The 12,910-nt window shown below is 57.4% G+C and carries 12 protein-coding genes; 3 read left to right on the plus strand and 9 right to left on the minus strand.

Features of this window, described 5'->3' with window-relative positions; translation table 11 throughout:
• Window positions 1-140: 140 nt before the first annotated feature.
• Genes hemG through pepQ form a run of 4 tightly spaced genes read right to left on the minus strand, consistent with a single transcriptional unit; the run spans window position 141 to window position 4,131 of the window.
• Entirely contained in the window at window positions 141-683 is a 543-nt protein-coding gene (gene hemG / locus ACLH1U_RS23695) for a menaquinone-dependent protoporphyrinogen IX dehydrogenase (protein ID WP_023291587.1), read from the minus strand.
• Between the two features lie 11 nt (window positions 684-694).
• The gene (trkH, locus tag ACLH1U_RS23700; protein ID WP_004886724.1) at window positions 695-2,146 is read right to left on the minus strand and encodes a Trk system potassium transporter TrkH; all 1,452 of its coding nucleotides are present in this window, start codon (window positions 2,144-2,146) and stop codon (window positions 695-697) included.
• Between the two features lie 39 nt (window positions 2,147-2,185).
• Complete coding sequence (locus tag ACLH1U_RS23705) at window positions 2,186-2,800, minus strand: IMPACT family protein (RefSeq protein ID WP_004886726.1); 615 nt, start codon at window positions 2,798-2,800, stop codon at window positions 2,186-2,188.
• A complete protein-coding gene (gene pepQ, locus ACLH1U_RS23710) occupies window positions 2,800-4,131 on the minus strand; it encodes a Xaa-Pro dipeptidase (RefSeq protein ID WP_032454527.1) in 1,332 nt (443 codons plus the stop codon). Before pepQ ends, ACLH1U_RS23705 begins: the two co-directional genes overlap by 1 nt.
• 191 nt (window positions 4,132-4,322) lie before the next feature.
• Here pepQ and fadB point away from each other — a divergent pair, with 191 nt between their 5' ends.
• Together fadB and fadA are read left to right on the plus strand one after the other, a co-directional pair.
• On the plus strand, window positions 4,323-6,512 hold the full coding sequence (gene fadB, locus ACLH1U_RS23715) for a fatty acid oxidation complex subunit alpha FadB (protein WP_101862610.1): 2,190 nt from the start codon (window positions 4,323-4,325) through the stop codon (window positions 6,510-6,512).
• A gap of 9 nt (window positions 6,513-6,521) precedes the next feature.
• Window positions 6,522-7,685, plus strand: a complete 1,164-nt coding sequence (gene fadA, locus ACLH1U_RS23720; protein ID WP_004886733.1) for an acetyl-CoA C-acyltransferase FadA — start codon at window positions 6,522-6,524, stop codon at window positions 7,683-7,685.
• 193 nt (window positions 7,686-7,878) lie between these two features.
• Here fadA and fre read toward each other — a convergent pair whose 3' ends face one another.
• Window positions 7,879-8,580 (minus strand): NAD(P)H-flavin reductase, encoded by a 702-nt coding sequence (fre, locus tag ACLH1U_RS23725; RefSeq protein ID WP_411299482.1) that lies wholly within the window; start codon window positions 8,578-8,580, stop codon window positions 7,879-7,881.
• Window positions 8,581-8,629: 49 nt separating this feature from the next.
• Window positions 8,630-10,105, minus strand: a complete 1,476-nt coding sequence (gene ubiD, locus ACLH1U_RS23730; RefSeq protein WP_023291584.1) for a 4-hydroxy-3-polyprenylbenzoate decarboxylase — start codon at window positions 10,103-10,105, stop codon at window positions 8,630-8,632.
• A 178-nt stretch (window positions 10,106-10,283) separates the two neighbouring features.
• Between ubiD and rfaH the strand changes: the two genes are divergently transcribed.
• Complete coding sequence (gene rfaH / locus ACLH1U_RS23735) at window positions 10,284-10,772, plus strand: transcription/translation regulatory transformer protein RfaH (protein ID WP_004886742.1); 489 nt, start codon at window positions 10,284-10,286, stop codon at window positions 10,770-10,772.
• Here rfaH and tatD read toward each other — a convergent pair.
• The 3 genes from tatD to tatB are packed head-to-tail and all read right to left on the minus strand — an operon-like array spanning window position 10,769 to window position 12,910.
• Window positions 10,769-11,560: a 3'-5' ssDNA/RNA exonuclease TatD gene (gene tatD / locus ACLH1U_RS23740; RefSeq protein ID WP_101862608.1), complete on the minus strand. Its 792-nt coding sequence runs from the start codon at window positions 11,558-11,560 to the stop codon at window positions 10,769-10,771. The two genes, rfaH and tatD, sit on opposite strands and share 4 nt — an antisense overlap.
• A gap of 43 nt (window positions 11,561-11,603) precedes the next feature.
• Entirely contained in the window at window positions 11,604-12,383 is a 780-nt protein-coding gene (tatC, locus tag ACLH1U_RS23745) for a Sec-independent protein translocase subunit TatC (RefSeq protein ID WP_004886745.1), read from the minus strand.
• Window positions 12,384-12,385: 2 nt separating this feature from the next.
• Window positions 12,386-12,910, minus strand: coding sequence for a Sec-independent protein translocase protein TatB (gene tatB / locus ACLH1U_RS23750; protein ID WP_032454524.1), 525 nt, complete (start codon window positions 12,908-12,910; stop codon window positions 12,386-12,388).

Here is a 12,910-nt window from a genome sequence, read left to right on the forward strand (position 1 = left end):
TCACCGGAACCCCGCTGACCCGGCGGCTTGCTTGCCGTTGTTCCGTGTCAGTGGAGGCGCATTATAGGGAGTAATTCTGAGGTGACAAGGGGAAATGCAAAAAAACTTTTCGTTCGCTCGCTTTTCCATCAAGACGCTGTTTAAACGCCCTGTTTGCGGATCATTTGCGCGATTTCTCGGGCAAATCGGGAGACCTGTTGCCAGTCGGTATAGACCACTTCTTTACGGGTATCCGTTTCGCCCCCGGTCATTTTCATAATCAGGCGGATCATAAACCGATCGTACCAGCGGTAACGCGGGTAACGTAGCGCCCCGGCAAACACCGCGCAGCTCTGCGGCTGCCACGGCGAGTTGAGCAGAAACTTGCGCGTATAGCTGTTGGTCTGCGGCGTGCGCTTCTCGGGTTTGCGCGCAACCAGGTTCACCGAAAAGAATGCCCCCGGCAGCGCCTGCAATGCTGCAAGGTGCTTTTTCACAAAGCGGTCCACCGCCGGATGAAAGTGTCCGTAGCGAATCGACGCGCCAATCACCACGCGATCATAATGATGCCATTCCACGTCATCGGTACGGTTCAGATTCAGGGTGTCCGCATCGATACCCAGCTCTTTAAGCTCAGAGGCGAGAAACGAAGCGATTTCACGTGTCTGCCCGTCGCGGGTGGAAAAGAGAATTAAAGTTTTCACGAGCACTCCTGTTATTCGCGCCAGAAAGTGGGAGTAAAGAGCACCAGTAAGGTGAACACTTCCAGACGACCAAACAGCATATTAGCAATCAGGATCCATTTCGCGACCGGGTTCATGGTGGCAAAGTTGTCCGCGACGACGCCGAGCCCAGGCCCGAGGTTGTTCAATGTCGCCACCACGGAGGCGAAAGCGGAGAAGTCATCCACCCCGGTGGCGATAATAGCCAGCATACTAATGATAAAGACCAGCGCATAGGCGGAGAAGAATCCCCATACCGCTTCCAGAATACGTTCCGGCAGCGCGCGGTTACCTAATTTAATGCTATACACCGCATTCGGGTGAACCAGACGCTTAAGCTCACGGTTGCCCTGCTTGAACAGCAACAGGATACGGATAACCTTTAAGCCACCGCCCGTAGAGCCTGCGCAGCCGCCGATAAATGCGGAGCACAGCAGAAGCACCGGCAGGAACAGCGGCCAGCGCGCAATGCTATCGGTGGTGAATCCCGCGGTGGTCGCCATCGACACCACCTGGAAAAACGCCTGATTCAGCGTCGTCAGCACCGAGCCGTACACGTTATGAAGCCATAGCACCAGCGTACAGACGATGACCAGCGTCAACTGGACGCCAATGAACATTCGAAACTCAGGGTCGCGCCAGTACACCTTCAGGCTGCGTCCGCTCAACAGCGAAAAATGCAGACCGTAGTTACAGCCGGAGATCAGCAGAAAGATGGCAATGATGGAGTTGATCATCGGGCTGTTGAAATAGCCGACGCTGGCATCGTGAGTCGAGAAACCGCCGATGGCGATGGTGGCGAAGCTGTGCCCTATCGCATCGAAGGCCGGCATACCGGCAAACCAGAGCGCCAATGCGCAGGCGACCGTCAGTAACACATAGATGAGCCACAATGTCTTTGCCGTCTCGGCGATGCGCGGGCGCATCTTGTTATCTTTCAGCGGGCCGGGCATTTCCGCACGGTAGAGCTGCATCCCCCCGACGCCGAGGATAGGCAGAATCGCCACCGCCAGCACAATGATCCCCATACCGCCGAACCACTGCAGCATCTGCCGGTAAAAGAGGATAGCGTGCGGGAGCGAGTCCAGCCCCACCAGGGTGGTCGCCCCGGTCGTCGTCAGGCCGGAAAATGACTCGAAGAAGGCATCCGTCACCGTCAGGTTCGGCTGTTCGGCGAAAATAAAGGGCAAGGCCCCTACGCTACCCAGCACGGTCCAGAACAGCACCACGATCAGAAATCCTTCACGGGATTTCAGTTCACCCTTTTGCTTACGGTTCGGCCACCACAGCATGGAGCCGATCGCCAGAGCGACAAAAAAAGTTTGAGTGAAGGCCCGTCCCGCGCCATCGCGATATATCAGGGCCACTAATCCCGGGACGATCATCGTCCCCGAAAACAAGATGACCAGCAGTCCAACGATTCGGGTTATGGCGCGAAAATGCATCTCTGGCGCTTCCTTTGATAGGCAAAAAAACAGAGGGGATTATTCGTTAATCTTCAGCAATTGCAATGAACCACGACTAAAATCAGCCAGTTTTGCTGAAAAAGCCGCCACTTCAGCCTGGGGAAGCGCCACGCGCAGCCGAACCGACGCCAGATATTCGCTTTCAACGACGTTGCCGGAAAATTGGGCGAGCAGCGCTTCGACGCCGGCCAGTTGCCCATATTCACATTGCAAAGTATATGCCGTTAACGGCGTCTTGCGCAGTGTCGTCAACTGCGCCAGCGCCTGATGAACACCGCCGCCATAGGCTTTCACCAGGCCGCCGGTGCCCAGCAGGATACCACCGTAGTAACGCACGACGACAGCGGTTATCTCGCCGACGCCGCTTCCCATCAGCTGCGCCAGCATCGGTTTACCCGCCGTTCCCGCCGGTTCGCCATCATCAGAAAACCCAAGCTGTTGCGAATCATCAGGCGGTCCGGCGACCCACGCCACGCAGTGGTGACGGGCATCGGGGTGATCCGCTCTGACGGACTCGACAAAGGCTTTCGCCGCCGCCACGCCGTCGGTATGCGCCAACAGCGTGATAAAACGGCTCTTTTTGATCTCCTCAACGACGGAAACGGGCGCCGCCGGGATTAACCAGCTCTCCATTAGGCCAGCTTCAGATCGCGCGTCATGTTTTCGATACTGTTTTCGTGAACCACCACGTTATCTTCGATACGGATCCCGCCGAATGGCTTCATGGCGTCAATTTTTTGCCAGTTGAAGTGTTTGCTGAACGGACCTTCACGCCACGGCGCCAGTAACGACTCGATAAAGTAGATGCCGGGTTCAATGGTCAACACCATACGCGGCTCGATAATACGGGTGCAGCGCAGATACGGGTATTTCGCTGGCGCCGCCAGATGCGTACCGGAGTCGTCTTGCATAAAGCCAGCAACATCATGCACCTGCAGACCCAGCGGATGACCAATCCCGTGCGGCATAAATGGCCCGGTCAGATCGTTTTCCACCATCGCCTCTTCGCTCATGTCAGTGACTAACTGGTGTTTACGCAGCAGCTTCGCAATACGCTGGTGGAACTGGATATGGTAATCGACGTAGCGAGTCCCGGCTTTCATGGTGCTAATCAGCGCCAGCTGCTCGTCGTTAACGTCTTTAATCAGATGGGCGAAATCGTTATCGCCGTGTGCCGCCCAGGTCCGCGTCAGATCCGCAGCATAGCCGTTATATTCCGCACCGGCGTCGAGCAGGAAGCTGCGCATTTCCGCCGGAGCGCGGTGGTCCAGTTTGGTGTAGTGCAGGACAGAAGCATGCTCGTTCAGCGCCACGATGTTGCTGTAAGGCACGTCGGTATCGCGGTGACCGGTTGCGGTAAGATAGGCCTGATTGATATCGAATTCGCTCATCCCGGACTGAAAAGCTTCATAGGCCGCACGATGACCATTCACCGCCGACTTCTGCGCTTCACGCATGCAGGCCAGCTCGTAATCGGTTTTGTAAGCCCGGTAGTAATGCAGATAATCGATAACCCCTTTCGGGTTGATCTTATCCGCGGCGATTCCCAGACCCAGCGCGCGCTCCGGCACCGGCCCGATATAACCAATATTTCCGCGAGCGGCAGGCAGTTGGCTGCCGATGCCATCGGCCTTCGGCAGCGCGACTACATCGACCTCTTCGGTCCAGAACGAGGTCGGCAGCGGCTCAACGTTATGCCAGTAATCAACCGGCAGATAGAACCACAGCTTCGGTTTATTCACACCGTCCACCAGCAACCAGCAGTTAGGCACCTGAGTCACCGGCACCCAGGCTTTGAACTGCGGATTGACCTTGAACGGGTACGGATGGTCATCAAGGAAGACGTTAACCAGCTCGCCGGAGTGAATCAGCAGAGCATCCATCTGAAAACGGGACAGGACGTCGCGGGTACGTTCTTGTAGGGTAACAATATGATTTTTATAGAGCGCGGCCAGGGATTCCATCTTTTGTCCTTTGCTTTTATGGGATCGTGATACTCCGCATCTTAGCACATCGACCTGCGTGCGGGTGATTTCCACCGGATGTGATCCGACCAGCAATTATTTAAAGAGTAATTTGCAATTCTTTAACATAAATTCCACACTCCGTTTCATCTGGTATGACCAGATCATATTGCTGGATTCAGGAGACTGACATGCTCTACAAAGGCGACACCCTGTACCTCGACTGGCTGGAAGATGGCATCGCCGAACTGGTGTTCGATGCCCCAGGTTCGGTCAACAAGCTTGATACCGCAACCGTAGCCAGCCTCGGTCATGCGCTGGACGTACTGGAAAAACAAAACGATCTCAAAGGCCTGATGCTGCGCTCTGAAAAAGCGGCGTTTATCGTCGGCGCGGATATTACGGAATTCCTCTCACTGTTCCTGGTCCCTGAGGAGCAGTTAAGCCAATGGCTGCATTTTGCTAACAGCGTCTTCAACCGTCTGGAAGATCTTCCGGTCCCCACTGTCTCCGCCGTCAACGGTTACGCGCTGGGCGGCGGTTGTGAATGCGTCCTGGCGACCGATTATCGCCTGGCGACGCCGGATCTGCGCATTGGTCTGCCGGAAACCAAACTCGGCATTATGCCAGGCTTCGGCGGCTCAGTCCGTTTGCCGCGCCTGCTCGGCGCCGACAGCGCGCTGGAGATCATTGCTGCCGGGAAAGATGTCGGTGCCGATCAAGCGCTGAAAATCGGCCTGGTGGATGGCGTAGTTGCTGCCGACAAACTGCGCGACGGCGCGCTGGCGATCCTGCGCCAGGCGATTCAGGGCGACCTGGACTGGAAAGCGAAACGTCAACCGAAGCTGGAGCCGCTGAAGCTCAGCAAAATTGAAGCGACGATGAGTTTCACCATCGCCAAAGGCATGGTCGCGCAAACCGCCGGGAAGCATTATCCGGCGCCGATCACCGCGGTGAAAACCATTGAAGCCGCCGCGCGTCTTGGTCGTGAAGAGGCCCTGGTGCTGGAAAATAAAAGCTTTGTCCCGCTGGCTCATACCAATGAGGCCCGCGCGCTGGTCGGTATCTTCCTCAACGACCAGTACGTCAAAGCGAAAGCGAAAAAACTGACCAAAGATGTCGAAACGCCGAAGCAGGCCGCCGTCCTGGGCGCGGGCATTATGGGCGGCGGCATCGCTTATCAGTCGGCGTGGAAAGGCGTGCCGGTCATCATGAAGGACATCAACGATAAATCGCTGACGCTCGGCATGACCGAAGCGGCGAAGCTACTGAATAAACAGCTGGAACGCGGCAAAATCGACGGTCTGAAGCTGGCCGGAGTAATAAGCACCATTCAGCCAACGCTGGAGTATAGCGGTTTTGATCGCGTGGACGTGGTCGTTGAAGCGGTGGTGGAAAACCCGAAAGTGAAGAAAGCGGTGCTGGCGGAAACGGAAGATAAAATCCGCCCGGATACCGTGCTGGCGTCCAACACCTCCACGATCCCCATCAGCGAGCTGGCCAGCGTTCTGCAGCGCCCGGAAAACTTCTGCGGCATGCACTTCTTTAACCCGGTGCATCGCATGCCGCTGGTAGAAGTGATCCGCGGCGAAAAAACCTCGGATAAGACCATTGCCAAAGTCGTCGCCTGGGCCAGCAAAATGGGCAAGACGCCAATCGTGGTCAATGATTGTCCCGGTTTCTTCGTCAACCGCGTGCTGTTCCCCTACTTCGCCGGCTTCAGCCAGCTGCTGCGCGACGGGGCGGATTTCCGCAAAGTCGACAAAGTGATGGAGAAACAGTTTGGTTGGCCGATGGGCCCGGCCTATCTGCTGGACGTGGTCGGCATCGACACCGCGCACCATGCTCAGGCGGTCATGGCGGCGGGCTTCCCGCAGCGGATGCAGAAAGATTATCGCGACGCCATCGACGCCCTGTTTGACGCCAACCGTTTCGGCCAGAAGAACGGCCTCGGCTTCTGGCGCTATAAAGACGACAGCAAAGGTAAGCCGAAGAAAGAAGAAGATGCTGCCGTCGACAGCCTGCTGGCCGACGTCAGCCAGCCGAAGCGCGATTTCAGCGATGAAGAGATTATCGCCCGCATGATGATCCCGATGGTTAACGAAGTCGTCCGCTGCCTGGAAGAAGGCATTATCGCCAGCCCGGCGGAAGCGGATATGGCGCTGGTATACGGCCTCGGCTTCCCTCCGTTCCACGGCGGCGCCTTCCGCTGGCTGGATACCATCGGCAGCGCGAAGTATCTCGATATGGCGCAGCAGTACCAGCACCTTGGGCCGCTGTATGAAGTCCCTGCCGGTCTGCGTGACAAAGCGCGCCATAACGAAGCGTATTATCCCCAGGTAGAGCCAGCCCGTCCGGTTGGCGCTCTGAAAACGGCTTAAGGAGTCACAATGGAACAGGTTGTCATTGTCGATGCTATTCGCACCCCGATGGGCCGTTCAAAGGGCGGCGCATTTCGCCACGTGCGCGCGGAAGACCTCTCCGCGCACCTGATGCGTAGCCTGCTGTCGCGCAACCCGTCGCTTGAGGCAAGCGCGATAGACGATATCTACTGGGGCTGCGTACAGCAAACCCTCGAGCAGGGTTTTAACATCGCCCGTAACGCGGCGCTGCTGGCGGAGATCCCGCATTCGGTACCGGCAAACACGGTTAACCGTCTGTGCGGTTCTTCCATGCAGGCGCTGCACGATGCTGCACGCATGATCATGACCGGCGATGCCAGCGTCTGCCTGATTGGCGGCGTGGAGCACATGGGCCATGTGCCGATGAGCCACGGCGTCGATTTCCACCCGGGCCTGAGTCGCAACGTGGCGAAGGCGGCAGGGATGATGGGGCTGACCGCTGAAATGCTGGCGCGTCTGCACGGCATTAGCCGGGAAATGCAGGATCAGTTCGCCGCGCGCTCCCACGCCCGCGCCTGGGCTGCGACCCAGTCCGGCGCATTCAAAGCCGAGATTATCCCCACCGGCGGCCACGATGCCGATGGCGTACTGAAGTCCTTTAACTATGACGAAGTGATCCGCCCGGAAACCACCGTCGAGACGCTGTCTACCCTGAGGCCGGCGTTTGACCCGGTGACCGGTACGGTAACGGCGGGTACCTCTTCCGCCCTTTCCGATGGCGCGGCGGCGATGCTGCTGATGAGCGAAAGTCGCGCCCGCGAACTGGGGCTGAAGCCACGCGCCCGCGTCCGTTCGATGGCGGTGGTCGGCTGCGACCCGTCCATTATGGGCTATGGCCCGGTTCCCGCCTCGAAGCTGGCGCTGAAAAAAGCGGGCTTATCCACCAGCGATATCGACGTCTTTGAAATGAATGAGGCCTTTGCCGCGCAGATCCTGCCGTGCATTAAAGATCTGGGCCTGATGGAGCAGATCGATGAGAAGATCAACCTTAACGGCGGGGCGATCGCGCTCGGTCATCCGCTGGGTTGTTCCGGGGCGCGTATTAGCACCACGTTGATCAATCAGATGGAGCGTAAAGATGCCCAGTTCGGCCTCGCCACCATGTGCATTGGCCTGGGACAAGGGATCGCCACCGTGTTTGAGCGGGTGTAAATTTACAAAAGGGTATCTCACAGCCAATGGCGTCAGAACAAGGCGGCAAGCGAGCGAATCCCGATGAGCTTACTGAAGTAAGTGATTCGGGTGAGCGAGCGCAGCCGACGCAGTTATGACGTCATTGGCGAAGAGAGACAGTTTAGTTGCCGTTCTTCCCGCCTGTCAGGGGCGGGTTTTTTATTTGCAGATATCAGATAAAGGCAAACGCGTCGCCAAACAGGCGATCTTCGCGCGCGCCGCGTTCGTTGCAGAACAGGTCGCGAGCAATCTTGGCCATCTCAAAACGCCCGGCAATATAGATATCGTGATCGGCCAGGGTACCGTAATCCTGCAGCACCGCGGTCAGCACGGTGCCGGAACGCCCACGCCAGCCCTCTTCCGGCTGCTCAACCACCGGCTCAATGCGCAGATTCGGATGTTTGACGCTCAAGGCTTCCAGCTCAGCCAGATCGTACAGATGTTTGGTCTCGCGGCCGCCCCAGTAAATCGCGATATCGCGCTGAGGATTGCGTGACAGCGCGGTCAGAAGAATAGAACGCACATAAGAGAAGCCGGTGCCGCCGGCAATCAAAATCAGCGGGCGGTCTTCATCTTCACGCAGCCAGGCTTCGCCATACGGGATATCAACCTCAATTTCGCGCTCTTTCAGGATGCGATCCATGACCGCCATCGCGTACAGATTGAGCTCCGAGGCGCCGATATGCAGTTCGATAAATTCCTGTTCCGCCGGCGTGGAGGCCATGGAGAATGGGCGTTTGTCGCGCTCATCCATTACCACCATCAGATACTGGCCAGCGCGGAAAGAGAATGCCGCTTCCGGTACTAATCGAACACGATACACGGTATCGGTAATCGCCTCCACCGAGGTCACTTTACAGCTTAAGGTTGTCATGCGTCCCCTCTGTCGGGTCTATAGAGCAAAACAGCGGCGTTAGCCCCGCTTACTGTTGTTTAAAGATGGCCAGATCATCCCAGATGGCGTCAATGCGCGCCGTGACGGCAGGATCTTTTTTGATTGGGCGACCCCATTCACGCTGGGTTTCGCCAGGCCATTTATTGGTGGCATCCAGCCCCATTTTTGAACCCAGGCCGGAAACCGGCGAGGCAAAATCCAGATAATCAATTGGCGTATTCTCTACCAGTACCGTATCACGAGCTGGGTCCATACGGGTAGTGATCGCCCAAATCACATCGTTCCAGTCGCGAGCGTTGACATCGTCATCGCAGACAATCACGAATTTGGTGTACATAAACTGGCGCAGGAACGACCAGACGCCCATCATCACGCGCTTGGCATGGCCTGCATACTGTTTTTTCATCGTCACCACCGCCAGGCGGTAGGAGCACCCTTCCGGCGGCAGATAGAAATCGACGATTTCCGGAAACTGTTTTTGCAGGATCGGGACGAAGACTTCATTCAGCGCTACGCCCAGCACCGCAGGCTCATCCGGCGGACGGCCGGTATAGGTCGAATGATAAATCGCGTCTTCACGTTGGGTAATATGGGTGACCGTAAACACCGGGAACTGGTCTACTTCATTGTAGTAGCCGGTATGGTCGCCATACGGACCTTCCGGCGCCATCTCCCCGGCCTCGATATAACCTTCCAGCACAATCTCTGCGCTGGCAGGCACTTCAAGATCGTTCGAGACGCATTTCACCACTTCGGTTTTGGTGCCGCGCAGCAGCCCGGCAAAGGCATATTCCGACAACGTATCCGGCACCGGGGTCACCGCGCCAAGAATGGTCGCTGGGTCGGCGCCGAGCGCCACAGAAACCGGGAAGCGTTCGCCCGGACGCGCCGCGCTCCACTCCTGGAAATCCAGTGCGCCGCCGCGATGAGACAGCCAGCGCATAATCAGTTTGTTTTTGCCAATCAGCTGCTGGCGATAAATCCCCAGGTTCTGCCGCTCTTTGTGCGGCCCGCGGGTCACCGTCAGCCCCCAGGTGATCAGCGGCGCGGCATCGTCCGGCCAGCAGGTCATAATCGGGATTTTCCTCAGGTCGACGTCATCGCCCTGGATGATTTTTTGCTGGCAGGGTGCGCCGCGCAGACGTTTGGTCGGCATATTCAGCACTTGCTTAAACTGCGGCAGCTTATCAAACAGATCGCGGAAACCTTTGGGCGGCTCAGGCTCTTTCAGAAAGGCTAACAGCTTACCCACCTCGCGCAGCGAACTGACGTCCTCCTGACCCATCCCCAGCGCCACGCGCCGCGGCGTGCCGAACAGGTTGCACAGCACCGGCATGGTATAGCCTTTCGGATTCTCAAACAGCAACGCCGGACCGCCAGCGCGCAGGGTGCGGTCGGCAATTTCGGTGATTTCCAGGTGGGGATCGACCGGCAGAGTGATACGTTTTAGTTCGCCCTGTTGTTCCAGGAGTGTCAGAAAGTCGCGAAGATCGTGATATTTCATGAAAGTGTTATTGACCTCTCTACAGGCGGCTAATTATACGGTGTTCAACGGCGAGATGCTGTAATTTTGTTAAATTAGCGTGAAAGAACGCTGAAATTTGGATTTCAATTATAATGGCTTTCGCGATTACACCAGCCATTTGTTATGCTTGCCGTTATTAGAAGTGGAATGAGTCATTATGCAAGCCTGGTACTTACTGTATTGCAAACGTGGGCAGCTACAACGAGCCCAGGAACATCTGGAACGTCAGTCAGTTAACTGCCTGATGCCGACGATTGCGCTGGAAAAAATCATTCGCGGTAAACGCACCATGGTCAGCGAACCGCTGTTTCCGAACTACCTGTTTATTGAGTTCGATCCAGAGGTGATTCATACCACCACCATCAGCGCCACACGCGGGGTTAACAACTTCGTGCGCTTTGGCGCCCTACCCGCTATCGTCCCCTCGGCGGTCATCCATCAGCTCTCTATCTATAAACCGGAAGGCATCACCGACCCGGAAACGCCGCATGAAGGCGATAGCGTACTGATCACCGACGGCGCGTTCGAAGGCTTACAGGCTATCTTTACCGAGCCGGACGGTGAAGCACGCTCTATGTTGCTGTTAAACCTGCTGAATAAGCAAGTCCTGCAGAGCGTTAAAAACACCGATTTCCAGAAAATCTAAGCGCCGATAACGTCGACGCCAAACAGCGCCCTGACGTTTGCGTCCGTTTGCGCCTCAAGCCACTGCGCCTCCTCGCCGCGCCAGGCCGCGACGCTGGCCAGGATATGCGGCAAATACGCGGGCTCGTTACGACGCGAGGCGGGTTTCGGCTTGAGGTCGCGCGGCAGCAGATAGGGCGCATCGGTCTCCAGCAGCAGACGTTCCGCCGGGATCGCCGGCAGTAGCTCTCGCAGCTCGAGCCCGCGCCGCTCATCGCACACCCAACCGGTAATGCCGATAAACAGCCCCAGATCCAGACATTCCTGCACCTCACTGCGGCTGCCGGTAAAGCAGTGCAGCACCGCGCCCGGGATCTTCCCAAGCCAGGGTTTAAGTAGCGTCAGAAACCGGTCGTGGGCGTCGCGGCAGTGTAAAAACACCGGCATCGACAGCTCGGCGGCCAGCGCCAGTTGGGCGCTGAATGCCGCCTCCTGCTCCTGCGGCGTGGAGAAATTACGATTAAAATCCAGACCACATTCCCCTATCGCCACCACCTGCGGCTCGCGGGCAAGGACATAAATCGCCTCGGCGACCGCTGGCGTCCAGCTGCTGCCGTCATGGGGATGAACCCCCGCCGTGGACCAGCAGCCGGCGTAATGGTTCGCCATTCTCTGCGCCCGCTGGCTCTCCGGCAAATTTGTGCCGGTCAGCAGCATGCCGTGGACACCCGCCGACCGGGCGCGCGCCACCACCTCATCATGGTCGCGGGCAAACTGCGAACTGGTCAGATTAACGCCGATATCAAACATGATCGCTCCATATGACAACCGCCCTGACGGGCGGTTGGCGGTATTACTCTTCTCTGTGCTCAGCGGCTTCAGCTTCGGCCGCGGCATCGTCATCACGCGTCAGACGCTTCCCGGTGTAGAAGCGGGCAAAGAACACCCCGACTTCAAACAGACAGTACATCGGAATGGCCAGCAGCGTCTGCGAGAACACGTCCGGCGGCGTCAGCAGCATGCCCACCACGAAGGCGCCCACCAGCACATACGGCCGTTTTTTGCGCAGCTCTTCCGGCGTAGTGACGCCCATCCAGCAGAGCAGCACAATGGCGACCGGCACCTCAAAAGAGACCCCGAACGCCATAAACAGCGCCATCACGAAGTCGAGATAGCTGCGGATATCGGTCGAGACCAGCACCCCCTCCGGGGCAGCATGGGTCAGAAAGCCGAACGCCAGCGGAAACACGACAAAATACGCGAAAGCCATGCCGATATAGAACAGCAGCGTGCTGGAGACCAGCAAGGGCACCACCAGCCGGCGCTCGTGCTTATACAGCGCCGGCGCGACGAAGGCCCATACCTGATACAGAATAATCGGCACCGACAGGATCACCGACACCATAAAGGTCAGCTTTATCGGCGTAAAGAAAGGTGAAGCGACATCGGTGGCGATCATCGTCGCGCCTACCGGCATCTTGCTGATAAGCGGGGCCGAGACCAGCTGATAAATATCATTGGCGAAATAGACCAGCGCCAGGAAGATCACCAGGATAGCAATGATGCTGTTGAGCAGACGCTTGCGCAGCTCAATCAGATGCGAAATTAGCGGTTGTGTATCGTCTACGCCCATGTTTACGGTTTATCACTCGATGCGGGGGAAGAATGGGGGGCAGCCGCCGTAGCGGATGTTTTCTCTGCCGGTGAAGCGGGTTGCTCGTCGGTCACGGGCTCTGGCGCATGAACCGGAGCGCTGGCCTGATGTTCGGCCGTCGCCGGCGTGACGTCCTGCCGCTGCGCTTCGCTGCCTTTCACCACCGGATTATGGATGGTATTCGCTTCGTCGCTGGCCTTTTCCGGATCGTGGGCGCTATAGGAGCGCTTCATCGACTCCGCGGCCTCGCGCAGCTCGTCCATAGAGGCTTTCAGCTCCGGCGTCAGGTTATTCAGGCTGGCCTTTTCCACCTTCTTGAGGCTCTCCTGGAACTCCTGCAGTTTTAGCTCTTGAGCCAGCTCATTCTGCACCGTGGTCGCCAGCGACCGTAGCGTACGGATCCAGCCAACCACCGTTTTAACCGCGACGGGAAGCCGCTGTGGCCCCAGAACAATGAGGCCAATTACAAACACCAGCAGTAGTTCACTAAAACCAATATCGAACAC

This window comes from Klebsiella sp. 1SOBk5mer (assembly GCF_046603115.1).
Taxonomy (GTDB): domain Bacteria; phylum Pseudomonadota; class Gammaproteobacteria; order Enterobacterales; family Enterobacteriaceae; genus Klebsiella; species Klebsiella quasipneumoniae.

Coding starts and splice junctions, on each gene's coding strand:
- pepQ (WP_032454527.1), bottom strand. CDS start 4,131: ATGGAATCCCTGGCCGCGCTCTATAAAAATCATATTGTTACCCTACAA.
- rfaH (WP_004886742.1), top strand. CDS start 10,284: ATGCAAGCCTGGTACTTACTGTATTGCAAACGTGGGCAGCTACAACGA.
- fre (WP_411299482.1), bottom strand. CDS start 8,580: ATGACAACCTTAAGCTGTAAAGTGACCTCGGTGGAGGCGATTACCGAT.
- fadB (WP_101862610.1), top strand. CDS start 4,323: ATGCTCTACAAAGGCGACACCCTGTACCTCGACTGGCTGGAAGATGGC.
- ubiD (WP_023291584.1), bottom strand. CDS start 10,105: ATGAAATATCACGATCTTCGCGACTTTCTGACACTCCTGGAACAACAG.
- trkH (WP_004886724.1), bottom strand. CDS start 2,146: ATGCATTTTCGCGCCATAACCCGAATCGTTGGACTGCTGGTCATCTTG.
- fadA (WP_004886733.1), top strand. CDS start 6,522: ATGGAACAGGTTGTCATTGTCGATGCTATTCGCACCCCGATGGGCCGT.
- ACLH1U_RS23705 (WP_004886726.1), bottom strand. CDS start 2,800: ATGGAGAGCTGGTTAATCCCGGCGGCGCCCGTTTCCGTCGTTGAGGAG.
- tatD (WP_101862608.1), bottom strand. CDS start 11,560: ATGTTTGATATCGGCGTTAATCTGACCAGTTCGCAGTTTGCCCGCGAC.
- tatC (WP_004886745.1), bottom strand. CDS start 12,383: ATGGGCGTAGACGATACACAACCGCTAATTTCGCATCTGATTGAGCTG.